Origin of the sequence: Serratia proteamaculans (assembly GCF_949794035.1) — a bacterium.
Taxonomy (GTDB): Bacteria; Pseudomonadota; Gammaproteobacteria; order Enterobacterales; family Enterobacteriaceae; genus Serratia; species Serratia proteamaculans.
Window position 1 is genome coordinate 4,431,974 of sequence record NZ_OX461105.1, and the last position, 26,531, is coordinate 4,458,504.

Annotated in this window: 25 protein-coding genes; 17 read left to right on the forward strand and 8 right to left on the reverse strand. The window is 55.2% G+C overall.

The window, feature by feature from the left end; translation table 11 throughout:
• Positions 1–39: 39 nt before the first annotated feature.
• Both argO and QOT07_RS20635 read right to left on the reverse strand, forming a co-directional pair.
• A complete protein-coding gene (argO, locus tag QOT07_RS20630; RefSeq protein ID WP_085118746.1) occupies positions 40–657 on the reverse strand; it encodes an arginine exporter ArgO in 618 nt (205 codons plus the stop codon).
• A gap of 123 nt (positions 658–780) precedes the next feature.
• Complete coding sequence (locus tag QOT07_RS20635) at positions 781–1,599, reverse strand: IclR family transcriptional regulator (protein WP_099065318.1); 819 nt, start codon at positions 1,597–1,599, stop codon at positions 781–783.
• 362 nt (positions 1,600–1,961) lie between these two features.
• Here QOT07_RS20635 and QOT07_RS20640 point away from each other — a divergent pair, with 362 nt between their 5' ends.
• The 12 genes from QOT07_RS20640 (at position 1,962) to QOT07_RS20695 (ending at position 14,804) form a co-directional block, all read left to right on the forward strand.
• Positions 1,962–3,515, forward strand: coding sequence for a sugar ABC transporter ATP-binding protein (locus tag QOT07_RS20640; protein WP_283603837.1), 1,554 nt, complete (start codon positions 1,962–1,964; stop codon positions 3,513–3,515).
• Positions 3,508–4,590 (forward strand): ABC transporter permease, encoded by a 1,083-nt coding sequence (locus QOT07_RS20645; protein WP_085118751.1) that lies wholly within the window; start codon positions 3,508–3,510, stop codon positions 4,588–4,590. The genes QOT07_RS20640 and QOT07_RS20645 overlap by 8 nt, the downstream gene beginning before the upstream one ends.
• A gap of 15 nt (positions 4,591–4,605) precedes the next feature.
• Positions 4,606–5,706, forward strand: coding sequence for an ABC transporter substrate-binding protein (locus QOT07_RS20650; protein WP_099065316.1), 1,101 nt, complete (start codon positions 4,606–4,608; stop codon positions 5,704–5,706).
• Positions 5,707–5,718: 12 nt separating this feature from the next.
• Complete coding sequence (locus tag QOT07_RS20655; protein ID WP_283603838.1) at positions 5,719–6,579, forward strand: SMP-30/gluconolactonase/LRE family protein; 861 nt, start codon at positions 5,719–5,721, stop codon at positions 6,577–6,579.
• Between the two features lie 256 nt (positions 6,580–6,835).
• Positions 6,836–7,834 (forward strand): 3-dehydro-L-gulonate 2-dehydrogenase, encoded by a 999-nt coding sequence (gene yiaK, locus QOT07_RS20660; RefSeq protein WP_099065314.1) that lies wholly within the window; start codon positions 6,836–6,838, stop codon positions 7,832–7,834.
• 13 nt (positions 7,835–7,847) lie between these two features.
• The gene (locus QOT07_RS20665; protein WP_283603839.1) at positions 7,848–8,318 is read left to right on the forward strand and encodes a NanQ anomerase/TabA/YiaL family protein; all 471 of its coding nucleotides are present in this window, start codon (positions 7,848–7,850) and stop codon (positions 8,316–8,318) included.
• A 109-nt stretch (positions 8,319–8,427) separates the two neighbouring features.
• On the forward strand, positions 8,428–9,723 hold the full coding sequence (locus tag QOT07_RS20670; protein WP_262210424.1) for an MFS transporter: 1,296 nt from the start codon (positions 8,428–8,430) through the stop codon (positions 9,721–9,723).
• Positions 9,723–11,213: an FGGY-family carbohydrate kinase gene (locus QOT07_RS20675; RefSeq protein ID WP_283603840.1), complete on the forward strand. Its 1,491-nt coding sequence runs from the start codon at positions 9,723–9,725 to the stop codon at positions 11,211–11,213. The genes QOT07_RS20670 and QOT07_RS20675 overlap by 1 nt, the downstream gene beginning before the upstream one ends.
• A complete protein-coding gene (gene ulaD, locus QOT07_RS20680) occupies positions 11,210–11,866 on the forward strand; it encodes a 3-keto-L-gulonate-6-phosphate decarboxylase UlaD (protein ID WP_283603841.1) in 657 nt (218 codons plus the stop codon). Before QOT07_RS20675 ends, ulaD begins: the two co-directional genes overlap by 4 nt.
• Position 11,867: 1 nt before the next feature.
• Positions 11,868–12,728 carry an L-ribulose-5-phosphate 3-epimerase gene (locus QOT07_RS20685; RefSeq protein WP_085118762.1) on the forward strand — a complete coding sequence of 287 codons (861 nt, stop codon included), beginning with the start codon at positions 11,868–11,870 and terminating at the stop codon, positions 12,726–12,728.
• The gene (gene araD, locus QOT07_RS20690; protein WP_099065308.1) at positions 12,722–13,423 is read left to right on the forward strand and encodes an L-ribulose-5-phosphate 4-epimerase; all 702 of its coding nucleotides are present in this window, start codon (positions 12,722–12,724) and stop codon (positions 13,421–13,423) included. Before QOT07_RS20685 ends, araD begins: the two co-directional genes overlap by 7 nt.
• Before the next feature lie 193 nt (positions 13,424–13,616).
• A complete protein-coding gene (locus tag QOT07_RS20695) occupies positions 13,617–14,804 on the forward strand; it encodes a restriction endonuclease (protein WP_283603842.1) in 1,188 nt (395 codons plus the stop codon).
• Between the two features lie 220 nt (positions 14,805–15,024).
• Here QOT07_RS20695 and QOT07_RS20700 read toward each other — a convergent pair whose 3' ends face one another.
• Positions 15,025–15,429, reverse strand: a complete 405-nt coding sequence (locus QOT07_RS20700; RefSeq protein WP_283603844.1) for a cell envelope integrity TolA C-terminal domain-containing protein — start codon at positions 15,427–15,429, stop codon at positions 15,025–15,027.
• Positions 15,430–15,748: 319 nt separating this feature from the next.
• Here QOT07_RS20700 and QOT07_RS20705 point away from each other — a divergent pair, with 319 nt between their 5' ends.
• From QOT07_RS20705 to QOT07_RS20720, 4 genes are all read left to right on the forward strand, one after another.
• Positions 15,749–16,447 (forward strand): RluA family pseudouridine synthase, encoded by a 699-nt coding sequence (locus QOT07_RS20705; protein ID WP_261425305.1) that lies wholly within the window; start codon positions 15,749–15,751, stop codon positions 16,445–16,447.
• A 161-nt stretch (positions 16,448–16,608) separates the two neighbouring features.
• Entirely contained in the window at positions 16,609–17,526 is a 918-nt protein-coding gene (locus tag QOT07_RS20710; protein ID WP_099065329.1) for a LysR substrate-binding domain-containing protein, read from the forward strand.
• A gap of 251 nt (positions 17,527–17,777) precedes the next feature.
• Positions 17,778–18,752, forward strand: a complete 975-nt coding sequence (locus tag QOT07_RS20715) for an LLM class oxidoreductase (protein WP_099065304.1) — start codon at positions 17,778–17,780, stop codon at positions 18,750–18,752.
• Between the two features lie 332 nt (positions 18,753–19,084).
• Positions 19,085–20,425, forward strand: coding sequence for an MFS transporter (locus QOT07_RS20720; RefSeq protein WP_207979470.1), 1,341 nt, complete (start codon positions 19,085–19,087; stop codon positions 20,423–20,425).
• Between the two features lie 141 nt (positions 20,426–20,566).
• On the opposite strand, the gene tnpA is transcribed toward QOT07_RS20720, so the two are convergent.
• A complete protein-coding gene (tnpA, locus tag QOT07_RS20725) occupies positions 20,567–21,004 on the reverse strand; it encodes an IS200/IS605 family transposase (RefSeq protein ID WP_283602402.1) in 438 nt (145 codons plus the stop codon).
• A gap of 143 nt (positions 21,005–21,147) precedes the next feature.
• On the reverse strand, positions 21,148–22,014 hold the full coding sequence (gene mscS / locus QOT07_RS20730) for a small-conductance mechanosensitive channel MscS (protein WP_085118980.1): 867 nt from the start codon (positions 22,012–22,014) through the stop codon (positions 21,148–21,150).
• A gap of 195 nt (positions 22,015–22,209) precedes the next feature.
• On the opposite strand from mscS, the gene QOT07_RS20735 reads away from it, so the two are divergent.
• The gene (locus tag QOT07_RS20735) at positions 22,210–22,878 is read left to right on the forward strand and encodes a DUF1345 domain-containing protein (protein WP_207979471.1); all 669 of its coding nucleotides are present in this window, start codon (positions 22,210–22,212) and stop codon (positions 22,876–22,878) included.
• Positions 22,879–22,929: 51 nt separating this feature from the next.
• On the opposite strand, the gene fbaA is transcribed toward QOT07_RS20735, so the two are convergent.
• The 3 genes from fbaA to epd form a co-directional block, all read right to left on the reverse strand.
• On the reverse strand, positions 22,930–24,009 hold the full coding sequence (fbaA, locus tag QOT07_RS20740; RefSeq protein ID WP_099065300.1) for a class II fructose-bisphosphate aldolase: 1,080 nt from the start codon (positions 24,007–24,009) through the stop codon (positions 22,930–22,932).
• Between the two features lie 116 nt (positions 24,010–24,125).
• On the reverse strand, positions 24,126–25,286 hold the full coding sequence (pgk, locus tag QOT07_RS20745) for a phosphoglycerate kinase (RefSeq protein ID WP_099065299.1): 1,161 nt from the start codon (positions 25,284–25,286) through the stop codon (positions 24,126–24,128).
• A 77-nt stretch (positions 25,287–25,363) separates the two neighbouring features.
• Positions 25,364–26,380 (reverse strand): erythrose-4-phosphate dehydrogenase, encoded by a 1,017-nt coding sequence (gene epd, locus QOT07_RS20750; RefSeq protein WP_017893895.1) that lies wholly within the window; start codon positions 26,378–26,380, stop codon positions 25,364–25,366.
• Positions 26,381–26,531 lie beyond the last annotated feature (151 nt).

Sequence of the window (26,531 nt, forward strand, 5' to 3'; positions counted from 1 at the left end):
TATCGCGCGGGCTTTTGAATTCGGATTAGTGACAAATTCTTATAAACCTGCCCCCTGCCAGGCCAACTGCAAAGCGATGCCCCACATCACCACGCCGACCAGCGTATTGATGATGCGCTGCGCCATTCGGGTGTTCAGCCAGGGTGCCAGCCAGGAAGCCAACAGCGCCAGCGCGAAGAACCAAACGATGGAAGCGCTCACCGCACCCAACGCAAACCAGGAACGAACATCCGGCGTCAGTTGGCCGCCCAGGCTGCCCAGCACCACAAAGGTGTCGAGATAGACGTGCGGATTCAGCCAGGTCACCGCCAGCATGGTGACCACCAGCCGCCAGCGGCTCTGCTTCAGTTCCTCAGCGGTTGCCAGTGCCAGTTGCCGACTGAAGGCGGTGCGAAACGCCCCCCAGCCGTACCACAGCAAAAAGGCGACGCCGCCCCAGGTTACCAACGCCAGCAACAGCGGCGAACGACTCAGCAAGGCACTGCCACCGAAAATCCCCCCGCAGATCAGCACGATATCACTCAACGCACACAGCGACGCGACCATCAGGTGGTACTGACGCCGAATGCCCTGATTCATGACAAAAACATTTTGCGGGCCCAGCGGCAGGATCATCGCGGCACTCAGGGCAAAGCCCTGTAAAAAGACAGCTAACATGGTATTCCTCACAGAGAACAAAGCGCCGGGCAGCGGCGCGTATCGGTCAATACGCGCATCATAGGAGGAAAAAATTATTAGGTGAAATTGATATTTCTAATCAACTATCAGCAATGCTAATAATCAGGCCGGAGTAACAAACCCCAGCTCCTGAGAAATGCGCTGCGCGGTCGCCAGCACCGGCTTAATCAGGGCTTTGACGCCAATCTGCTGCAGCTTGGCAGTCGGTAGCGAAACCGACACCGCATAGGGCACCCGTTGCTGAATATCAAACACCGGCGCCGCCACGCAGGACACTCCCAGCTCATTCTCTTCGCGATCCATCGCCATGCCGCGCAGGCGGATATCGGCCAGCTCTTCATACATCTTCGGCAGCTCGGTGATGGTATTGCGCGTTAATGTCTGGATCTCATGCTGATGGGTTTGCCAGTAGCGATCGGGATAATCGCTGTTGCCGTAGGCCATAAAAATCTTGCCCATCGCCGAGCAGTACAGCGGCATATGCTGGCCGATATAGGCACGGGTGCGCATCATGCCGGTAGTCGGCTCCAGCTTGTAGATCAAAATGACGTGGTCGTCTTCGCGGCTGGAGAAGTTGACCGTCTCCCCCACTTCCAGATTGAGCTGCTCCAGGTGCGGCGCAGCGACATGGATAATATTCAGCGAGGAAAGCGCCTTCTGACCGATAGAAATAAACTTGGTGGTCAGGCGATAGCTGCCGGGCGACGGGGCCTGGGTGACATAGCCGCTGGTATGCAGCCCTTGCAGCAGGCGGTGGACGGTACTTTTGTTCATGCCGGCCAACTCAGACAGGTGCGCCAGTGGGCAGCCGTTAGGGAAGTTACTCAGGATCTCAATCAGTTGCAAACCGCGGAACAGGCTTTGGCTGCCCAGGGGTTTGTCTTTCTTGTCATCTTTCTCGTCGACAGCTTTCAGGCTCATAGCGCAATTTCTCCAGTGTCGAGCCGCCAGCCAACGCCACGGCGTGGTAAACGGACCCTTTGCCGGGAATGTTACCCCAAGGCCCGCATCAGGTGAAGACGGAACGCCGTTTCATTGTCGGTAGCAAGTTAAAAATCCGCAACATTCCGCTAACTTCCGAAGTGAGTTGTGCGTCACAATTCCGCAAAGATATAAATAACAGATTGTTTTAAAAGGACAATTAAAACCTCTCCGGCTTTGCTTTAGATCGGCAATCGGCATATTATTTTTGAAATTGAATTTCGCATATTGAAATTTAAAGGCGATATAACCACCAATCAGCATCTCGCCGATCGCGGATGCAGGGACCAGGGGCGCATCACATGACACCAGATAATGCGGAACAACCCATTCTTAGCCTCAGCCATATTGTTAAACGCTTTGGCGGCAACGTCGCGGTGAATGACGTCAGCCTGCAGGTGATGCCGGGCGAAGTCCTGGCCCTGCTGGGCGAAAATGGCGCGGGCAAATCGACGCTGATCAAAGTACTGGCCGGGGTTTACCCACGCGACGGTGGCGATATTCAGTTTCAAGGGGCCAGCATAGCCTCCGCCGCGGCAATAAAAAGTGATAGCCGCCAGCCTATTGCCTTTATTCATCAGGATCTCGGGCTGATCGAGTGGATGACGGTGGCGGAAAATATGGCGCTGGTGATGGGTTTCCCGCGCCGCTTCGGCCTGATTGACTGGCGTGCCAACCGTCGCCGCGCCGTTCAGGCACTGCAGGATGTCGGCATCGCGCTGGATCCCGATGCCAGAGTTTTTGAGCTGTCACGCACCGAAAAATCGCTGCTGGCGATCGCCCGGGCGGTCGCGGTTAACGCCGAACTGCTGGTGCTGGATGAACCCACCGCGTCCTTGCCCGCCAACGATGTGCGCCATTTGTTCGCGGTGATTAACCGGCTACGTGCCAAAAAGGTCGGCATGATTTACGTCACCCACCGGCTGGATGAAGTGATCGAGATCGCCGATCGGGTCTGTGTCATGCGCGACGGGCGCTACGTGGCGGGCGGCAATACTGCCGACTACTCGCTGCGCGATCTGGTGCAGATGATCGTGGGTGAAGCGATGGCGGACGATCAGCGCGAACCCTTACCGGAGGATCGCCCACCGGTGCTACAGCTCAATAACGTGGCGGTAGGCGATATCGGCCCGGTCAGCTTCACTCTGCAGCCCGGAGAAATGCTGGCGCTGGCGGGGTTGCGCGGTGCCGGTCAGGAAGAGATTGGCCGGTTGCTGTTCGGCCTGCGTCACGCCGATGAGGGCGAAATCCGCTTTCGCGACCAGCCTTACACCGCCAGCAGCCCACAGCAGGCCATGGCCTGCGGCGTCTCTTTGGTCGCAGGCGACCGCACCGGCGAAAGCCTGGTGATGTCGATGAGCGTGCGTGAAAACCTGTTTATCAACCCTGTGGCCAGCGGCCACAAACTGCTGTCACGCTACAGCCGCCGGGCCGAGATTGGCGCCAGTTGGTGGAAAGTACAGCTGTTCGACGTACGGCCCAAGGACGTCAATATCGATATCAGCGCCCTGTCCGGCGGTAACCAGCAAAAGGTGGTGATGGCACGCTGGATGCACCTGGGCGCCCCGCTGCTGATCCTGGAAGACCCCACCGCCGGTGTAGACGTGGGCGCACGGGCAGAAATCTATCATCTGTTAAATAAATCCCTGGAAGCAGGCGTGGCGGTATTGGTGATCTCCAACGACTTTGAGGAAATTGCCCATATCTGCAACCGCGCACTGGTGTTTAACCGGGGAAAAGTGGTCGGCGAGCTGAGAAATCAGCAGGTGTCATTCGCCAATTTATTGGAACTGGCCTCCGCCAGCTCCGGGGAAACCCTCGCGACAACGTTAGAATCTGAGGTGGGTCATGTCTAAAACATCTGTTAAATCAACGGCACTGGAGCAAAGAGTCAGCCTGTCACAGGACGGTACCGGCCCGTGGCTGATGCAGGTTCTCACCCGCTACGGCCTGCTGCTGCTGTGCATTGCGCTGGTGATCCTGTTTTCGCTGATCTCCCCCTCGTTCGCTTCAATGCTAACGCTGCAGGCGATCCTCTCCAGCAAGGCCAAGATCGCTCTGTTGGCGCTGGCGGCGACCATCCCGATGATCGTCGGCAAGATTGACCTTAACGTCGGCTTCGGCATCGTGCTGTGGCATATCCTGGCCATCACGCTGCAGGTGGAATACGGCTTTTCGTGGCAGATGGCGGTGCTGACGGTGCTGGTACTCTCCGCGCTGTACGGCCTGTTGAACGGTATTCTGGTGGCGCTGGCGGATATCGACAGCTTTGTCGCCACGCTGGGATCCGGCACCGTGCTGTATGCCATTGCGCTGTGGCACTCCGGCGGGCGACAGATCGTCGGCGATCTGCCTGACGCCTTTACCGCCCTGCACCACACCGAGATCGGCGGGATCCCGATCGTGGCCTTCTACGTGTTGATCGTCGCGGTAGTGCTGTGGTTGATCACCGAACACACCCCACTGGGCCGTTGCATGTACGCGGTGGGCGGCAACCCGGCGGCCGCGCGGTTGAACGGCATTTCGGTCAATCGCTTTACCATCGGTGCCTTTATTGCCTCCAGCGTGCTGACTGGCTTTAGCGGAGTGTTGATCGCCGCCGAGCAAGGGGTTGGCCAGGCCAGCGTCGGCATGGACTACCTGTTACCGGCGCTGGTTGGCGCCTTCCTCGGCAGCACCACTATTCGTCCCGGCCGGGTTAACGTCTGGGGCACCGTAGTCGGCATCGCCATTCTGGCCATCGGCATCGCCGGTATCCAGCAGTTCGGCGGCGATTTCTGGGTCGAACCGCTGTTTAACGGCGCGACGCTGTTGCTGTCGATCACCCTGGCGGGTTATGCCCAGCGCCGCCGGTTACTCAACCAAAAAGCGGTACAACGCATCCCAGCCACTCCGGCTGATAAAAATAACCAAAAAGCGATCAATCCTTAACCAGGAGTCCACCCTATGAAACGTCTTTGGATATTACCGACTACCCTGCTGCTGGCCGGCGCGGCCTCATCCGCCTGGGCCGATGCCTATCTTGATCAAGCCACGGCGGCGGTCACCAAGGCCACTGCCAGCGTGACCCAATGGGACGGGCCGACCAGCGGACCGAAGCTACAGGCCAACAAGAAAATCATCTTTATCGCTTCGGACATGAAAAACGGCGGTGTGCAGGGAGTGCAGGAAGGGCTGAGTGAAGCGGCGAAAGCGGCCGGCTGGAAATTGGAAACCCTGGACGGCGGCGGCTCGGTAAAAGATCAGCTGGCGTCGCTGAACCAGGCGATTGCCCAGAAGCCGGACGGCATCGTCATTGGCGGCTGGAACCCGAACGTGGCCAAGATCCCGCTGAAGAAAGCCATCCAGCAAGGAATAGTGCTGACCGCCTGGCATGCGGTGCCTGAGCCGGGACCGATCGCCAAGTACAACGTGTTTTACAATGTCACCTCCGACTCCAACGAAGTGGCGCGCATCGCTGCCCAATATGCGGTGGTGCAGTCCGGCGGCAAGGCCAGCGTGCTGATCTTTACCGATTCGCTGTACCAAATCGCGTTGGACAAGGCCAATGTGATGAAAGAGGAAATAGGTAAATGCAGCGGCTGCAAGGTGGTCGAGTTTATTGATACCCCGCTGGCCGATACCGCCAACCGCATGCCGACCATGACTTTCAGCCTGCTGCAAAAATACGGCGACCAGTTCCAGTACGCGCTGGCCATCAACGATCTGTATTTTGATTTCATGGCACCGGCGCTAAAAACCGCCGGTAAAGGCGGCAAGAATGCGCCCTACAGCATCTCCGCTGGCGACGGCTCTATTTCTGCCTACCAACGCATCCGTTCCGGGGGCAGTCAGTCGGCCACGGTACCGGAACCGCTCAAACTGCACGGCTGGCAGCTGCTGGACGAGTTCAACCGCGCCTTCGCCAAACAGCCGCCTTCCGGCTACGTTACCCCGGCGCATCTGGTGACCCGCGACAATATCACTGCCGACGGTGGCAGCAGCAATCTGTATGACCCGCAGAATGATTATCAGGGCCACTACAAAGCCATTTGGGGCGTGAAGTAAGCGGAGGTCAGCATGAATGAACTGATGGCGGACCACCCGCTTGAACGCCTGTGCTCACCGGCCATTTGGGCCGAGGGGCCGGTGTGGCTGCCGCAGCAGGATGCGGTGGTGTTCAGCGATGTGAAGGGCAACCGCATGTTCCGCTGGTCGCGACAGGGGGAACTGAGCCTGTGGCGCTCCCCGTCGCACTACGCCAATGGCAATGCGCGCGACGCCGAAGGTCGGGTGGTCAGTTGCGAGCACGGGCGGCGCGGCGTCAGCCGCACCGAAAGTAACGGCGAGGTACAGATGCTGGTCGATCGGGTGGATGGCAAGCGTTTCAACTCCCCCAATGACCTAGCGGTTCGCTCCGACGGCACCCTTTGGTTTACCGATCCGCCCTATGGCATTACCGGTGATGAAGAGGGTTACAAGTCGGAAAGCCAGGTGATCGGCTGCTACCTGTACTGTTTTGACCCGCGCGACGGCTCGCTGAACATTGCCGCCAGCGATCTACAGCGGCCAAACGGCCTGGCGTTCTCACCGGATGAGTCGCTGCTGTATGTGGCAGACATGTCGATCGTCGATTTCCCGACCCTTGGGCGCAGTGAACTGCGGGTGTATCAGGTCAACGGACGTGAACTGGAAGCCGGTCGGCGTTTCGCCCAGGTTGCCCCCGGTTTCCCGGACGGTTTTTGTGTCGACAGGGCCGGAAACCTGTTTTGCAGCTGTGCCGACGGGGTGCTGATCTTCGACAACCAGGGTAAACAGCTCGGTAAAATCAATCTGCCGGAACGCGTCTCTAACTGCACCTTCGGCGGACCGGACGGCAATGAGTTATACATTACCGCCACCACCTCGTTATACCGCATGGTGCTGAATACTCGCGGATAATGGGCAAAAATGAAGATCGCAGAGCGGGCCTGTTCCGCTCTGCTTTGCCACGTCTGAAACGCACCAGCAGGCCAAAACGTGCCGCCGATCACAAATTCACCAAGTTAATTTAACACACTGTTTTATATAAATAACTTTCTCCCCCCTGGCTTTGACTTCATCTAACCGCAGGTATAGCATTTATTTGAAATGCAATTTCGCATAATGAAATTTAAAGAACATAAAACAAACAAATGCGCCGTAGCGGAGAATCAGCATGAGAGTGAGTTACCCCGATCTGAAACAGCAATTCAAACGCGTACTTCTGGCGCGGGGCGTGGCCGAAGCCACCGCCGATGACTGTGCCGGTATGTTCGCCGACACCTCCGCCAGCGGCGTTTACTCCCACGGCGTTAACCGTTTCCCACGCTTTATCCAGCAGTTGGACGCGGGTGATATCGTGCCGGACGCCGAACCCAGCAAGCTGCTGTCGCTGGGTGCCATTGAGCAATGGGACGCCCATCAGGGCATCGGTAACCTCACCGCCCGCAAAATGATGGATCGCGCGATGCAGTTAGCCGACAGTCACGGCATCGGCCTGGTGGCCCTGCGTAACGCCAACCATTGGATGCGCGGTGGCGGCTACGGCTGGCAAGCGGCGGAGAAAGGGTATATCGGCATTTGCTGGACCAATTCGGCAGCCGTGATGCCACCCTGGGGGGCCAAAGAGTGCCGTATCGGCACCAACCCGTTGATCGTGGCGGTACCGGGCAACCCAATCACCATGGTGGATATGTCGATGTCGATGTTCTCCTATGGCGCGCTGGAGCTGAACCGGCTGGCGGGCAAAACCCTGCCGGTGGACGGCGGCTTTGACAATGACGGTCAGCTGACGCGCGATCCCGCCACCATTGAAGAAAACCGGCGCATTCTGCCGATGGGCTACTGGAAAGGATCGGCGCTGTCTATCGTGCTGGATATGATCGCCACCCTGCTGTCCGGCGGCTCTTCGGTGGCGGAAGTGACCGAAGACAACCGTGATGAGTACGGCGTGTCGCAGGTGTTTATCGCCATAGAGATCGAACGGCTGATCGACGGTGCCACTCGCGATGCAAAACTGCAGCGCATCATGGACTACATCACCAGCGCCGAACGTGATAACCCGGAAGTGGCTATCCGCCTGCCGGGCCATAAATTCCCGCGCATTCATGCAGAAAACATGCGTGACGGCATCCCGGTGGATGAGCGCATCTGGGCGCGCATTCAGGCGCTGTAACAGGAGAATAACCATGATCTTCGGCCATATCGCCCATACCTCACCGGAGCAGTATCCGGCACCGGTGGCTAGCGCCATCGCCTATTTGCAAAGCACCGACTTCAGCGCCTTGCCCGCCGGACGCTATCAGGATCCCGCCACTGGCTACGTGGTGCAGGTGCTGGATCTGCACACCCAGCAGCCGGGCGATCTGCAGCCCGAAGTGCACCGCAAAAATGTCGACGTGCAGTTTCTGGTCAGCGGCACCGAATTGATCGGCGTGGCGGCCGATCGCGGCGATAACCGGATCCACCAGGAGTTACTGGCGCAGCGCGACATCATTTTTTATCAGGAGGTCGCGGATGAATCCTGGTTAACCATGCAGCCCGGTAACTTTGCGGTATTTTTCCCGCAGGACGTTCATCGCCCGGCCTGCATTAATCAACAGCCCGGCGCTATTCGTAAAGTGGTGGTGAAAATACCGCTGGAATTATTTAGCGCCTAACCGACAGCAAAGAAATTAAAGATAAAAAAACATCGGCCTGCGGGCCGTTGCGGGCGCCCCTACGCCTTAAACCACCAAAACAATAAAATCTGACTCTACAGGTGTACATATGAACACTGCCTCTGTTTCTGTCACTCAAAGCCAGGCGATCCCTAAATTACGCTGGTTGCGGATCGTGCCGCCGATCCTGATTACCTGCATCATTTCCTATATGGACCGGGTGAATATCGCCTTCGCCATGCCCGGCGGCATGGATGCCGAGCTGGGTATCACCGCCTCGATGGCCGGGCTGGCCGGCGGCATCTTCTTTATCGGTTATCTGTTCCTGCAGGTGCCCGGCGGCAAGCTGGCGGTGTACGGCAACGGCAAAAAATTCATCGGCTGGTCGCTGCTGGCCTGGGCGATCATTTCGGTGCTGACCGGGCTGGTCAGTAACCAGTACCAACTGCTGTTCCTGCGCTTTGCCCTGGGCGTCTCCGAGGGCGGCATGCTGCCGGTGGTGCTGACCATGATCAGCAACTGGTTCCCGGACAAGGAACGCGGGCGCGCCAATGCCATCGTCATCATGTTCGTACCGATTGCCGGTATTCTCACCGCCCCGCTGTCCGGCTGGATCATCACCGTCTGGGACTGGCGCATGCTGTTCCTGGTGGAAGGTGCACTGTCGCTGGTAGTGATGGTGCTGTGGTATTTCACCATCAGCAACCGCCCGCAGGAGGCCAAGTGGATTTCAGCAGCGGAAAAAGACTACCTGATCAAAACGCTGCATGACGAACAACTGCTGATCAAAGGCAAAACGGTGCGCAACGCCTCGCTGCGCCGGGTACTGGGCGACAAGATCATGTGGCAACTGATCCTGGTGAACTTCTTCTACCAAACCGGGATTTATGGCTACACCCTGTGGCTGCCCACCATCCTCAAGGGGCTGACCAACGGCAATATGGAGCAGGTGGGGATGTTGGCGATCCTGCCTTATATCGGCGCCATCTTCGGCATGCTGGTGATTTCCTCACTTTCTGATCGTACCGGTAAACGCAAAATCTTCGTCGCACTGCCGCTGGCCTGCTTCGCCATCTGTATGGCGCTATCAGTGCTGTTGAAGGATCACATCTGGTGGTCCTATGCCGCGCTGGTCGGCTGCGGCGTATTCATCCAGGCGGCAGCCGGGGTGTTCTGGACCATTCCACCCAAACTGTTCAACGCCGAAGTCGCCGGTGGCGCACGCGGTGTGATCAACGCGCTGGGTAATCTGGGCGGCTTCTGTGGCCCCTATATGGTCGGGGTATTGATCAGCCTGTTCAGCAAGGACGTCGGCGTTTACAGCCTGGCGGTATCGCTGGCCATCGCCTCGGTGCTGGCGCTGATGCTGCCGAACAAATGCGACCAAAGTGCGAGGGCCGAATAATGGACTATTGGCTGGGACTGGACTGCGGCGGCACCTTTATCAAGGCCGGGCTGTATGACCGTCAGGGCGCTGAGCTGGGTATCGCTCGCCGCAACCTGGAGATTATCTCGCCCCAGCCCGGCTGGGCGGAACGGGAGATGCCTGCGCTGTGGCACACCGCTGCCGAGGTGATCCGTGAGCTGCTGACCCGCAACCAGATTGCTGCCGGGGATATTCAGGCGGTCGGCATCTCGGCGCAGGGCAAAGGCGCGTTTCTGCTGGACAAGCAGGGGCTGCCGCTGGGCAACGCCATGCTGTCTTCCGATCAGCGTGCGCTGACGCTGGTGCAGGAATGGCAAAAACAGGGCGTGCCGCAAGCGCTGTATCCGCAGACCCGGCAAACGCTGTGGACCGGTCACCCGGTGTCGTTACTTCGTTGGGTTCGGCAACATCAGCCGGAACGTTATCGCCAGATTGGCAGCGTGTTGATGGCGCACGATTACCTGCGCTACTGCCTGACCGGCGAGCTGGCCTGTGAAGAAACCAATATCTCCGAATCCAACCTGTACCAGATGGCCGCTGGCCGCTATGACCCGGCGCTGGCACAGCTGCTGGGCATCGGCGACATCATGCCGGCACTGCCACCGATAGTGGGTTCAGGTGAGATCGCCGGGCGAGTTAACGCGGCCGCTGCGGCGGCAACCGGGCTGCTGGCGGGTACGCCGGTGGTCGGCGGGCTGTTCGACGTGGTGTCCACCGCGCTGTGCGCTGGGTTGCGGGACGAAACGCGGCTCAACGCGGTGATGGGCACCTGGTCGGTCACCAGCGGCATTACCGACAAAATCACCGAAGGATTCGACTACCCGTTTGTCTATGGCCGCCACGCCGAGGCCGGTAAATACATTGTGCACGAAGCCAGCCCGACCTCGGCCGCCAACCTGGAATGGTTCTGCCGCCAATGGGGCTTGCAGGACTACGCCCAGCTCAATGACTGGGTGGCAACGCTGCCGAAGGCCGACAGCAGCCTGCTGTTTGTTCCCTTCCTGTACGGCTCCAACGCCGGGCTGGGCCTGAGCGCCAGCTTCCACGGTCTGCAGGCCTTCCACCAGCGCGAACATCTGGTGCAGGCAATTTACGAAGGCGTGGTGTTCTGCCATATGACCCACCTCACCCGCATGCGGCAACGCTTCCCTGCGGCCACCGCTCTGCGCGTCACCGGTGGCCCGGCCAAATCCGCTCCCTGGATGCAAATGTTCGCCGACGTCAGCGGCCTGCCGGTGGAACTGCCGCAGGTGGAAGAAACCGGCTGCCTGGGTGCGGCCATGGCAGCGATGGTCGGCAGCGGCGCCTTCAGCGATTTCACCGCTGCCCAGCGGGAGTTGGCACCGCGTATCGAACGGGTGCTGCCGGATGCCGCCGCCGCAGAGGCTTACGGTAAAAAATATCAGCGTTATCAGGCGCTGGTGGCAACGCTGCAAACGCTCAATCAACCCGGTCAGGAGGCTCTATGAGCAATAAACCGCGCCTGCAACTGGCGCTCGATCACACCCGGCTGGACGCCGCCCTGCAGACGGCAGACCGCCTGCAACCGCACGTCGACATCATCGAGGCCGGTACCATTTTATGCATCAGCGCCGGTATTCAGGCGGTGAGCGCGCTGCGTGAACGCTGCCCGCAACATACGCTGGTGGCCGACCTGAAAGTAGCCGATGCCGGCGGCACGCTGGCGCAGCAGGCCTTCAGCCACGGTGCCAACTGGATGACGGTGATCTGCGCCGCCCCGTTAGCCACCATGGCCAGTGCGCTGGAAGTGGCGCAACAACACCATGGCGAGATCCAGATTGAGCTGTTCGGCCGCTGGACGCTGGACGACGCCCGGCAGTGGCGCGAACTCGGTATCCGCCAGGCGATCTACCACCGTGGCCGCGACGCGCAGGCCAGCGGGCAAACCTGGAGCCAACAAGATTTGGATCTGATGAAAGCCCTGTCGGATCTGGGCATTGAGCTGTCGGTCACCGGTGGCATCACACCGACCGATTTACCGCTGTTTAAAGACATCGCCGTCACCGCCTTTATCGTCGGCCGGGCGCTGGCGGAGGCCGCCGATCCGCTGGCCGCCGCCGGTCAGTTCCGCACCGTCATTGATGACATCTGGAGAAGTTGATATGCGCCAGCACCCGTTGGGAATCTATGAAAAAGCCTTGCCGAAACACCTGACCTGGCCCGAGCGGCTGGCACTGGCCAAGGCCTGCGGTTTTGATTTTGTCGAAATGTCGGTGGATGAAAGTGACGAACGGCTGGCACGCCTGAGCTGGAGCAAGGAACAGCGGCTGTCGCTGGTCAGCGCCATGCTGGAAACCGGCATCAGCATCCCGTCGATGTGCCTGTCCGGCCACCGGCGCTTTCCGTTCGGCAGCCATGACGATGCGCTGCGCCAGCGCGCCTTCGAGGTGATGGAACAGGCGATTCAACTGGCAAAGGACGTGGGTATCCGCACCATCCAGCTCGCCGGTTATGACGTTTATTACGAGCAGCAGGACGAAAGCACCCTCGCCCGCTTTACCGAAGGCATGCAATGGGCGGTCGAACGCGCCGCCGCCGCCCAGGTGATGCTGGCAGTGGAAATCATGGACACCGCTTTTATAAACTCGATCAGCAAGTGGAAAGCCTGGGACGCCTGCCTGGCATCGCCGTGGTTCACGGTCTATCCGGACGTCGGCAATCTCAGCGCCTGGGGCAATGACGTGGCGCAGGAGCTGGCGCTGGGTATTGATCGCATCGCCGCCATCCACCTGAAAGACACCTATCCGGTCACCGAAAGCTCGCCGGGACAGTTCCGCGATGTGCCCTTTGGCGAAGGCTGTGTCGACTTTGTCGCCGTGTTCCGCACGCTGAAACAGCTTAACTATCGCGGTGCTTTCCTGATTGAAATGTGGACCGAAAAAGCCGAAGAGCCGGTGGCCGAAATCGTTCAGGCACGCCGTTGGATCGAACAAAAAATGCAACAAGGGGGTATGACATGCTAACGCTGCCGCAACTGAAGCAACAGGTACTGGAAGCCAACCTCGACCTGCCGCGCCACAATCTGGTGACTTTCACCTGGGGCAACGTCAGCGCGGTGGATCGCGAACGCGGGCTGGTGGTGATCAAGCCTTCCGGCGTGGAATATGAACACATGGCGGCCGGGGACATGGTGGTGGTCGACCTTGCCAGTGGGCAAACCGTCGAGGGCAGCAAAAAACCCTCTTCGGACACCGCCACCCACCTGGCGCTGTACCGCGAATTTGCCGATATTGGCGGCATCGTGCACACCCATTCGCGCCACGCCACCATCTGGGCACAGGCCGGGCTGGACATCCCCGCCTGGGGCACCACCCACGCCGACTACTTCTACGGTGCCATTCCCTGCACCCGGCTGATGACCGAGGCCGAGATTGCGCATGATTACGAACTGGAGACCGGCAAGGTGATTATCGATACCTTCCGTCGCCGTGGCATCAGCCCGAACGCCATTCCGGCGGTGCTGGTCAACTCACACGGCCCCTTTGCCTGGGGCAAGGACGCGCACAGCGCGGTGCACAACGCGGTGGTGCTGGAAGAAATTGCCTATATGGGGATTTTCTCGCGTCAGCTGACGCCAGGCATCGGCAGCATGCAGCCCGCGCTGCTGGACAAACACTACCTGCGTAAGCACGGCAAGAATGCTTACTATGGGCAGTAGATTGGGTTGGCAGTCCTCAGTTCCAGTATCAATAGTTTTCACCAGATGCTTCGGCGTCTGGTAAAAACTGGTTAGAAAGTGCCTGGATTACCAATGACGATTTGGTCTAAACTGAATTTCTATACTAATGGGAACGCAAAAATTAATTCTATCTTCTAGATAGTATTTTGAGCGGAGTAATAGGGAAATTCTGATGATTTACCAATGTTATTCATGTAATAAAACCTCCTTCGAAGTTAACTGTCCATGGTGTTCCGGAATGATGACAGTTACATCATCGCCATGGGGTACCAGAACCTCACCAACACCAGAGTCTGAATCTGATATACAACAGATGACTCCCCTTAATCCGGCCTTCTATCCAGAGTTTCAATACCAATCAAAAGGTATGTTGAAAGACTTATTTGGAAAAAAGAAAGAGCAATCGCAGCTCAACCAGTTACTGGGGAATGTTTTGGAAAAATATTCCAGTTTTAAAGATCCATACTTTACAAATTTCATTTATACATCCAGATTCTCTCATGATAAAAAATCAGAAAGAGATTATCCAGAAGATAATGGTATTTACTCGGAGTTAAGCCTCTTCAGAGAAGTACTCGTCAGGAAAGGTTTCAACGAGCTTGAACAATTACCTGTATTATTGGATAAACTACTACTGACAACATCATTTAATGCTCTTTATTCTGGCTTTGCTAAGGAGGTCAAGAGGCATATTAAACCTACTCTAACCGAATCTTTAAAGTCATGGATAGAAGAGGCTGGCACAACCTTTCGGGCTGACCTCTCATTATTCTTTTTCTATCTTTGGAAAAATAAAGTAAACTTTTCATCGATAGAGTTTAATAATGATTCAGAAACCACTCCCAGCGTACCATTGATCTCATTTTCTAATATTAAAAACTATCTATCTATATGCGAAAATATCTATTTTGACATTCTAGTTGATAGATTAGCTACTCGACTTGAGCATTTCAATCCGAACAAATTTGTCACTATGTATTTGGTTGATGCAATGGATGGGTTTCAGTTTGAAGATTTCCTGGTCGAGATTTTCCAGACTATGGGATATGACGTTAAGGAAACCAAGAGAACTCAAGATCAAGGAGCAGACCTATTCGTTACTCGGTTTGATAAAAACATGGTCATTCAAGCGAAAAATTACTCTGGCTCTGTAGGTAACTCTGCAGTACAGCAAGTGATCTCCGCGAAAGCGTTTTACGGCTGCGATGAAGCAATGGTAGTTACAAATTCTTATTTTACCAAGTCTGCAAAAGAGCTGGCTGAATCTGCAATGGTTCGTTTGATCGACAGGGATGAACTACAGAATTATCTGGATGACTATAATCAGAAAATAATTGAGGATTTTCAATCAACTTCATAATGATCAATGCTTTCCTAGGCAATAATTAGCTAACTGTTAGCTCAGGAAATCATTAACAGTAATGCAGGTCACCGGCAGTGGCGTTCAGCGTGGGTACCGTATTAGCCGCTCACCATGCTAATAATGTCGGCCTAGTGACCCGTTTACCATAAGAACCGGCCATAAACGTTTATCCGGGATCTGCTTATTTGTGGTGATAATACGAAAAATAAATTTCTACTTATGGTTGGCCGTGCATATTCCAGCGCGCAGACCCCATAACATCGTAAACATGCTGGTCAGTAAATGCTGGGAATTTGGCTCGCTTGGCAGCTTCGGCCAGGGCATCACAATAATCCTTATCGCCGCTCTTTATGATGAAATTCTGAAGGGTGCCATCAATTTTGAAATCCAGATGCACATTACATCTTTTACCATCCCAAGCATGGGGTTTTATAAGCGCAGCATCCAGGGCCTTTTTAAGGCCAGACGCTTGCTCACCATAGATATCTTTATCAGTGACTTTACCAGAGCGGTCGTAAGTGCATGAAACAAGCGCACCCGTTTTCTTGCAATCTTTGGGGGTCAGAGGGGAACAGCCGGCCACAGTGGCTGATAGTAGTATCAGAACCAATATTTTTGTCATGATCAAGTCCGTTTATTATGATTGCCCAGAAGCTACGATTCCTGTCAGTTATTCAGATCATTATGCCACTGTCTACGGAGGGACGTTAATCTGACTTACAACCCCGCAAGAATAATGGGTGTATGTCAGACTGGAACATAACACCGTAATATATGGAATAAATAGGGATTATCAACGCACCATGATGTTGAAAACATCCGCTCATGGTACCAAGCTGCCCGTGGCAGCCCACAGGATGCTCTGAACCAAAACCGTCGTCATTCGCCTGTCGGTTTAAAATTCGTTATCATCCGCACCCACTCTCCCTCTGGTTGGCCTGATGTCCAAGATTATCGATACCTTTATTGCCCCACCGTGCCATGACCAGATCGAGATCCTCTATCAGGACGAGAGTCTGGTGCTGATCAACAAACCCACCGGGTTACTCAGCCTGTCGGGGAAGAATCCGCAAAATCTCGATTCGGTGCATCATCGGCTGGTACAGCAATTCCCCGGCTGTACTTTGATCCACCGCCTGGATTTCGGCACTTCCGGGTTGATGGTGATTGCCCGCAATAAGGCTATCAATGCCGCCCTCTGCCAACAGTTCAGCCAGCGCACAGTGACCAAAGTGTACAGCGCACTGCTGTGTGGGCATCTGGACGACAACGAAGGGGTGATAGACGCAGCGATTGCCAAAGATCCGGCGCTGTTCCCGCTGATGTCGATTTGCGCCATCCACGGCAAGCCAGCTCGCTCTGGCTATCGGGTCATTGAACGCTTTTACCACGAGTTGGAAGACGGGAGATCACTGCCATTGACGCGGGTACAGCTAACCCCGGAAACCGGGCGTACCCATCAACTGCGCATCCACTGCCAGCAGTTGGGCCACCCTATTTTGGGCTGCGACCTGTATGGCGGTCGCCTGCTGCCCGGCACCGAACAGACCCCGCGGCTGATGCTGCACGCCAGTGAGCTGCATTTTGTTCATCCTGTCAGCCAAGAGCCGATCAAAGCCCATAATGCCAGCCCGTTCTGAACGCGGTAGAAACGGCATTGATGTACCTGGAGCAGAGCTACAAAAATAAAACTGCCCTATTAACGACATGTTGTTAAGCTAATGCGAAGATTAATCGATAATTTGGGGAATGTGCTTCCCATATCACGGGAAACACAGGCTTTCACTCAAAGAGTAAAATGATGGAACTGAATCGTATTGGTGATATTGCGGCCTTCGTCGCAGCCGTTGACGCCGGGAGTTACACCCGTGCCACGCCAAGCGTTGGTCTTTCTCGTTCAGCTATCGGCAAAAGCATTACACGCCTGGAGGCACAATTGGGCGTGAGATTACTTAACCGGACCACTCGTCAGCTCAGTCTGACGGAAGAGGGGCGGATTATGTACGATCGCTGTAAGCAAATACTGGAAGACCTGGAGGAAGTTGATGCAACCATGGCTCTGCGCAGGGAAAAGCCCACTGGAACGCTTCGCCTGACGGCACCATTATCGCTGGGACAGCGTCACATACTTCCTGTTATCGACAGTTTTTTGAAAAAGTGGCCTGAGTTGCGGGCATATATCGTTTTTACCGATCGCTATGTTGACCTGATCGAGGAAGGATTCGATATTGCCATCCGCATTGGAGAGCCGAAAGATGACTCGCGGATACTGACCAGAACTATCGCCACTCAGCACATGGTCACCTGCGCTTCGCCGGAATACCTTTCCCTGCACGGTGTGCCTGTTGTGCCGGAAGATCTCTCCAGACACGACATCATCTTCTTACGCAGTGCTGAAAAACGTCGTTCATGGCGCTATCAGACACCAGAGGGGTATTTCATTTACGACGGCCCAGGCCGTATGGATATCGACAGTTCCGAGGCCATGCTCTCCTCCGCTATCTCCGGCTTTGGTATCATACAGCTTCCTGACTACCTGGTATTTCAGTCTCTCGAAAAGGGAGAACTGACAGCCATTCTCACCGAGTATAAAACGGAACCTGAGCCAGTAAGAATTATTTACCCCAGTAAACGCCATTTATCCCCAAGAATTCGTGGTTTTGTTGACATGATTGCGGAAGACTGGCAAAGCAACGGCGTCCCCTGGAAAGGGCGTTGATTACATACTTGTTTTTTATTTAACTGCGCCAGCATTAATGACATGTTTATATTAATTCTGATAGTAACACCTGCGTGCAACACACCAAAATTATCTTTAATTATCAATATACCAAACCCGTTCATATAGCGAGCTGCCTTTATTTAAAATCCTTCTGAGCAATTCCGTCCCGTCATATGGGAAGCACATTCCCGAATTTTTGTTTTATTGTGTTGCGACAGACTTAATTAAACTAATTAGCAGGTATTAATATGTCAAAACTTACACTGCCGCTGCACCTCCAACAACATACTGCTTTCAAACGTGTATTTCAGCCGGGTAAACTGACCTTTGGTCTTATTGCCCCCTTTAAAGGATATCCTGAAGGCCCGATTCCAAATATGGACGATCACCGCGAATTAGCGCAAATGGCCGATGAGGGTGGGATTTCTGCCTTGTGGGTACGCGATGTTCCTTTCTACGATCCTAATTTTGGTGATGTCGGTCAGGTCTATGATCCGATGGTAGATTTAGGCTACCTCGCTGCGATCACCAAAAATATCGCATTAGGCAGTGCCGGGATTGTATCTCCACTGCGTAATCCTGTGCTTACCGCCAAGCAAGCGGCGAGTGTGGATCGTCTGTCAGGTGGGCGCTTTCTTCTGGGAATGTCGAGTGGTGACCGTCCGGTTGAGTATCCAGCCTTTGGTTATGAATTTAACAATCGAGCCGATCGTTTCAGAGAAGCATGGGATGTTGTTCGTCTGCTGACTGAAAACAGTTTCCCCAAAGGCTCGACAGAATATTACGGCAACTTCAACGGCGGGATTGATTTAGTGCCAAAACCGACCGTTCCACGCCTGCCAATGATCACCATTGGCCGTGCCCGTCAGGAGATGTCCTGGTTCGCCAATCAATCTGATGCCTGGATTTGGCATGGCGTTGATCCTAAACGCTCGGGTGATATCGTGAATGAAATTGCCGAACTTGGAGATGGCAAGACATGGCATCCGTTTGGCTATTCGAACTTCCTGGATTTAAGTGAAAACCCGGATGAACCTTTACGCCTGTTCAATAATGTATTCATGAGCGCGGGCCGAAACACCCTGATGGAATACTGGAAGCAGCAGGAGAGCGTTGGCGTATCTCATATCGCGCTGAATCTCAAGCCAAGCAAGCGCCCGGCGAAAGAGGTATTACAGGAACTGATTGAGGATGTTTTACCGTCGTTTTCAGCAAATTCGTAAGCTAAATATCAGCATTTTAGAAACGCCAGGAGGTGGCCAAGACGTCATCCTCCTGGTTTTTTCAGGAACATTATTCCCAGTAGCGCCTGTCCCTGAGTATGAGCATCGAAGATGCGGAAACGATGGAGACAGCGGTTAAGCTTCTTACCATTGAAAAACTCATCAACATCTCCCCCTACTGCATCCTCCGCAAGCCCCAGGCTCTGGTGTATACTCGGGGCTCTACGCCATGCAAGCCAAAGCGGCTTTGGATCAGGCCCGTTTCAGCAAGAACCTGACGCCTACATTGCCCTCCAGCCAGCTCCACACTCGTCTATTCAAGTGGAACCTCCATGAGCCAAAACACCGCTCGTATCAGTGAGATCATCGACAACGCGAAGATCTCGCCTTACCAGATCCTGATCCTCAGCCTGTGCTTTCTGATCGTCCTGTTGGACGGTTTTGATACCGCGGTCATTGGTTACATTGCCCCTGCCCTGCGTGAAGAGTGGGGTCTGCTGCCTGCACAGTTATCTCCTGCCTTCGGCGCGGGGTTGCTGGGCCTGTTAATCGGCAGTCTGATCTTCGGTCCGGTCGCCGATGCCATTGGCCGCAAACGCGTGCTGCTGGTCTCGATACTGATCTTTGGCGGGGGCACCCTGGCCTCGGCCTATACCTATTCCATCGAGTCGCTGACCCTGCTGCGTTTAATCACTGGCATCGGTTTGGGTGGCGCAATGCCCACCTGTATCACCCTCAGTTCGGAGTACTCCCCGGCACGTCGGCGGATGATCATGGTCACTCTGAGTTGGAGCGGTTTCACCGCCGGTCTGGCTCTGGGCGGTCTGCTTGCCGGGCAGATTATCCCGGCGTTCGGCTGGCGTGGCGTACTGATGCTCGGTGGTATTGTGCCGTTGTTGCTGCTGCCATTGCTGGCCTGGCAGATGCCCGAGTCCGTGCGCTTTATGACTTCCAGCCCAAAACATGCCGATAGGTTACGTCTGGTGGTCGAACGCATTACTGGTAAAAGCTGGGCCGGCGTGGCGATTATTGATGACGAGCGCCCAACGCAGGTCAGATCGCCGATATCGCACCTGTTCATCGAAGGCCGCGCGGTGCGTACCCTGCTGCTGTGGCTGGCCTTCTTCTGCTCGCTGTTCGTGTTTTACCAACTCACCAGTTGGCTGCCGAGCATTCTCAAGGATGCCGGTTACGATATCGTCCACGCATCACGCATTGGGGCGATGGTGCCACTGGGCGGCACTCTCGGGGCCATCCTGATGGCGCTGCTGATGGACCGGGTTGGGCCTTACCGGGTGCTGGCCCTGTCCTACCTGGGTGCAGCGCTGGTTGTCGGTGCCACCGGCTATTTGATGGGTGATGTCTATACGCTGGCCGCCACCGTGTTCCTCATCGGTTTCGGCGTGGCTGGTGCACAGAACGGTTTGAATCTGGTTTCCGCCACTATCTACCCCACTGCGGCTCGCGTCACCGGGGTAAGCTGGGCGATGGCCAGTGGCCGCTTCGGTTCCATCGTCGGTTCGATGCTCGGAGCCTGGATGATTGCCGCTGCGGGTTCCTCTGAAGTGTTCTTTATCTGGCTGGCGCTGCCGGTGTTGGTGGGCTCTGCCGCCATCTTCCTGCTCTACCGCCTCAGTTTGAATCGTCGGGCACCTGCGGCTGACTCTGCATGACCCAACTGACCCAATAAAAAAGCCGAGACCCATCTCAGTGATGTCGTCTCGGCCGGCAGTAAAAATCCGCCTTCGTAGAAGGCGGCATTGCTTGGGCGCCCCATAGGGGCGTACTAAGCTCGAACCCTAAGGGTCCTCACTTCACATTCCATGTAAACTCAGCTGGTTTTCTTCTTGCTCGTGTTTCTCTTGGTACTTTACGTACTTGCGGATCATCTCTGCGTTTACACCTACGGTGTCCACACAGTAGCCCTTCGCCCAAAAGTGATTTCCCCACAACTTGTGCTTCCTCAAGTAGGGGAATTTATTAAACAAACGGATAGCTGTTCGGCCTTTAAGGTGGCCCATCACTTCTGATACTGACAGTTTCGGCGGGATCTTTATCAGTAAATGAACATGATCTAACTGAACATTTAACTCCACTATTTCTACATGGAGTTGTTCACTTAATATTCTTATTTGCCTGTAAACCTCTTTCCCTACATTGTTTTTCAGTATTCGAAATCGGCACTTGGGCGTCCAAACTATATGGTATTGACAATGCCAGAGCACATGCGATGCTTTTTCGAACCTACTCATGGTTAAATCCTTATCAGTTATGGGGATAACGGATTCGGATTTTCCCATGAGTAGCATTACTGGCAGAGCCAAAAAGTCGATAACCACGTCCATAGGACGTGGTATTCAGTTAGAAATAAAAAAGGGGCCTGGGCCCCTGTTCGTTATTCCGCTTTCGCGGTGGTCGCATCGTTGCGATACAGATGAACGTCCATCTGCGGGAACGGAATACCGATGTTGTTGGCATCCAGCGCGCGCTTGAAGTTCTCCATCAGATCGAAGTACACGTTCCAGTACTCGGCATTGGTGGTCCAGGAGCGGGTCACGAAGTTCAGTGAAGAAGGCGCCATCTCGTTCAGACGCACGGTCACGCCTTTGGCGTGCATGATGCGCTTGTCGGCGGCGATCACATCGCCCAGTACCTTTTTCACCACATCGATATCGGCGTTATAAGCCACGCCAACCACGATATCCACACGACGGTTCGGCTCACGGGAATAGTTGATGATGTTACCGGCGATGATTTTACCGTTCGGTACCACGATGGTTTTGTTGTCTGCGGTGCGCAGCGTGGTGGAAAAAATCTGCACCTGATCCACGGTACCGGCTACGCCGCCCAGATCGACATACTCACCGGCACGCAGTGGACGGAAGGCCACCAGCAATACGCCTGCGGCGAAGTTGGACAGCGAGCCCTGCAGCGCCAAACCGACGGCCAAACCGGCGGCACCCAGCACGGCGATCACCGAGGTGGTCTGTACGCCAACGCGCCCCAGCACAGCGATAAAGGTGAAGGCCAGAATGCCGTAACGCGCCATGGCCGACAGGAAATCCGCTACCGTGGCATCGATGCCGCGCAGCTTCATCACCCGGTTTACCGCATTGCTGACTATACGGGCAATGATCGAACCAATGATGAAAATAACGATCGCCGCGACGATGTTCACCGCATACTGAATCAATAAATCCTGGTTCTGCACCAGCCAGTTACCGGCACCGTTGATGCCGTCTACTACGTTCAGATCTTTCATTCGTGTCGTCCTAACTTTTCCCTAAGGGGATAAACTCGCAAAAAAAGACTGACATAGGGCGTCAGTCGGAAACCACTGCCCTAGGTTAACTAACATTTCCGCAGCATGCCAACCGTAAGCGGTAAAAATAGCCGAACTTCCTCTATGCTGAACACAGCGCTATCACCTTTATCTGGATAAGGAACTTCGCTCGTTATGCACATTTCCTCATCGATTAAACACTATTGGCAGGTCCGCCCCAGGCTGCTGCTTTCCGTCGCTGCGGGTATCCTGTGTTATCTGCTGCTGCCGCACCGGCTCAATGAATTGCAACGATTGATGCTCGGCTGGAACATGTTGGCCTGGATTTATCTGTTGTCTCTCTGGCGGCTGATGCTGATCAGTACGCCGAAGCACATCCGCCAGCTCGCCCGCAGGCAGGATGAAAGTGCCAGCATGGTGCTGGCGCTGGTCAGCATCGGCTGTCTGGTGAGCATTCTGTCGATTCTGTTCGAGCTGAGTACCGCCAAGCAGGTCAGCGACTCGCTGAAAACGCTGCATCTGGTGCTGACCGGTGCCACGCTGGTGGTGTCCTGGCTACTGCTGCCCACCGCATTCACCATGCACTATGCTCATCAATTTTACCGACAGGACGCACAGCGAGATCCGCTGCCGCTGCTGTTTCCCGGCGATCTCAAAGAACCGACCTATTGGGACTTCGCCTATTTCTCGTTCACCATTGCCGTGGCGTCGCAAACCGCCGACGTGGCGGTCGGCGCGGCCGAAGTGCGCAAAATCGCCCTGCTGCAATCGGTGATTTCCTTTGTCTTCAACCTGGTGATCCTGGGGCTGTCGATTAACGTCGGCGCCAGCCTGCTGAGCTAGAAACGAAAAAGGCTCCCCGAGGGGAGCCTTGATATCAGCAGCTAACCGAGATTACAGAACGTCTACTGCGTTCAGATCTTTGAAAGCCTGTTCCAGACGAGTAATCATCGAAGTCTGGGCTGAACGCAACCATACGCGTGGGTCGTAGTATTTCTTGTTCGGCTTGTCAGCACCTTCTGGGTTACCCAGTTGGCCTTGCAGATAGCCTTCGTTCTTTTTGTAGTACTGCAGGATGCCGTCCCAGGTTGCCCATTGGGTATCGGTATCGATGTTCATTTTGATCACGCCGTAACCTACGGACTCTTTGATCTCTGCATCGCTAGAACCAGAACCGCCGTGGAACACGAAGTTCAGGCTGTTGTGCGGCAGGTTATATTTCTTGGAAACATAGTCCTGAGAATCACGCAGAATAGTCGGGGTCAGTTTCACGTTGCCTGGCTTGTAAACGCCGTGCACGTTACCGAAGGACGCCGCGATAGTGAAGCGTGGGCTGATCGCATTCAGTTTTTCGTAAGCGTAGGCCACATCTTCTGGCTGAGTGTACAGGGAGGATGCGTCCATATGGCTGTTGTCCACGCCATCTTCTTCACCGCCGGTGCAGCCCAGTTCGATTTCCAGGGTCATACCGATTTTCGCCATGCGAGTCAGGTATTTGCTGCAAATCTCGATGTTTTCTTCCAGAGACTCTTCAGACAGGTCGATCATGTGGGAAGAGAACAGTGGTTTGCCGGTAGTCGCGAAATACTTCTCGCCAGCGTCCAACAGGCCGTCCAGCCATGGCAGCAGTTTCTTCGCACAGTGGTCGGTGTGCAGAATAACCGGCACGCCGTAATGCTCAGCCATCTGGTGAACATGGTGTGCACCGGAGATAGCGCCCAGAATTGCTGCACCCTGTGGAACGTCAGTCTTCACGCCTTTGCCGGCGATAAACGCGGCACCGCCGTTAGAGAACTGAACGATAACCGGAGCACGTACCTTCGCGGCTGTTTCCAGCACGGCGTTGATAGAGTCGGTACCTACACAGTTCACTGCTGGCAGAGCAAAGTTGTTCTCTTTAGCTACTGCGAATACTTTCTGAACGTCATCACCAGTGATGACACCCGGTTTTACGAAATCAAAAATTTTAGACATGTTACTTTGTCCTGTTTCGTCGGCCGTAGATGGATGTAAATCGATTTTTTCATGCCGCGCCGCCTAAGCCGCGCGGTATAAAATAAACGGGCGACTTTCGCCTCCCGCTGTCTGAATTACTGCTTGGCGCGCTCTTCCAGCATGACTACTGCCGGTAACGCTTTACCTTCCACAAATTCCAGGAAAGCACCGCCGCCGGTAGAGATATAAGAGATTTTATCTTCAATACCGAACAGATCGATAGCCGCTAGCGTATCACCACCACCAGCGATAGAGAATGCATCACTCTCTGCGATAGCGCGTGCGACAATTTCGGTGCCCCGGCGGAAGTTAGGGAACTCGAATACGCCAACCGGGCCATTCCACAGAATGGTTTTGGCTTCTTTCAGCAACTTGGCCATAGCCAGCGCGGTTTCGTCACCGAAGTCCATGATCTCTTCATCATCTTTCACTTCGCTGACTTTTTTCAAGGTAGCAGGGGCAGTTTCAGAGAACTCCGTGCCTACGCGAGAATCGGTAGGAACCGGAATTTTAAACTCGTCACGCAGTTTTCTCGCTGCATCGACGAAGTCAGGTTCGTACAGGGATTTACCAACGTTGTTATCGATAGCCACGAAGGTGTTGGCGATACCGCCGCCCACGATCACCGTATCGGCGATTTTCACCAGCGAGTTCAGCACATCGAATTTGGTAGAAACCTTAGAACCGCCCACCACAGCAACCATCGGACGAGCCGGGCTTTTCAGCGCTTTGCCCAGGGCTTCCAGTTCTGCTGACAGCAGCGGGCCCGCACAGGCGACAGGAGCAAACTTGCCCACGCCATGAGTGGATGCCTGCGCACGGTGTGCAGTACCGAAGGCGTCCATCACGTACACGTCACACAGCGCCGCATATTTCCTGGACAGGGTTTCGTCGTCTTTTTTCTCGCCCTTGTTGAAACGGACGTTTTCCAGCACGACCAGTTCACCTTCTGCAACGTCAACACCTTCCAGGTAGTCTTTAGCCAGACGAACCGGAGCTTTCAGGTGGTCTTTCAGATAGTTGACAACAGGCAGCAGGGAGAATTCTTCGTTGTACTCGCCTTCGGTAGGACGACCCAGGTGGGAAGTTACCATCACGCGGGCGCCTTGTTTCAGCGCAGCTTCAATAGTCGGCAGGGAGGCACGGATACGTGCATCGGAAGTCACTTTACCGTCTTTCACTGGAACGTTCAGATCGGAGCGGATCAGAACGCGTTTACCGGCCAGATCCAGATCGGACATGTTAATTACAGACATGGTGAACCCTCTTGGTTGATTCTCTATAAACTATAAAGTTGCCTGGGCGGCGCATCGGTCATGCCAATGCCGCCGTACTAGAAACCGCTAGCGGCCATTGCCCGTGTTGTATCCAACATCCGGTTGGCAAAGCCCCATTCATTATCACACCAGACCAAGGTCTTGATCAGGTGCTGACCGCTGACCCGGGTCTGCGTACCGTCGACGATAGCGCTATGCGGGTCATGGTTAAAATCGATCGAGACTAATGGTAGTTCCGTATAGTCAACTATACCACGAAATGATCCCCGTGCGGCCATTTGCAACAGCTGGTTGACCTCTGCCACCTTCACCGCCGAGCTAACGCTGACGCTGAGATCGATGGCCGTCACGTTGATGGTTGGCACGCGCACCGAAATCGCTTCGAAACGATCGCAAAACTGCGGAAAAATGCGGGTAATGCCCGCGGCCAGCTTGGTGTCGACCGGAATAATCGACTGGCTCGCCGCGCGGGTACGCCGCAAATCCTGATGATAGGCGTCTATCACCGGCTGATCGTTCATCGAAGAGTGAATGGTGGTCAGGGTGCCCGATTCGATGCTGTAGGCATCGTCCAGCAGCTTGATCACCGGAATAATGCAGTTGGTGGTGCATGACGCATTGGAAACAATGCGGTGTTCTGCCAGTAGCGTCTGATGGTTGACCCCAAACACAATAGTAGCATCCAGATCGTTACCGCCAGGGTGGGCGAACAACACTTTTTTCGCCCCCGCCGCCAGATGGGCTTCGCCATCCGCCCGGCTGCCGTACACACCGCTGCAATCCAGCACCACGTCGACGCCCAGCTCGCCCCAGGGAAGCTGTTCCACCGCCGGCTGATGCAACAAACGAATGGTATCGTCCCCGACGGTTAGCATGTCGCATTCCTGGCGGACATCCCAGGCAAAGCGGCCATGGCTGGAGTCATATTTCAGCAGGTGGGCCATCCCCTCGGCATTCGCCAATTCGTTGATCGCCACCACGGAAATTTCCGCTCTTCGTCCCGATTCATACAGTGCGCGTAAAACGCTGCGGCCTATGCGGCCAAAGCCGTTTATCGCTATGCGGATTGTCATGCTGCTCCTGAAAAAGGGCCTTCTCTCACCGGGCATACTCACCGTGTTCAAGAGGGCGCTGACTGGTTACCAAGCTAACCCGCATAGAGTACTTTAGCGCACCACCTGCTGTGAATCGGCACATCACATTATTCCTTCGGTCCGGCGCTGT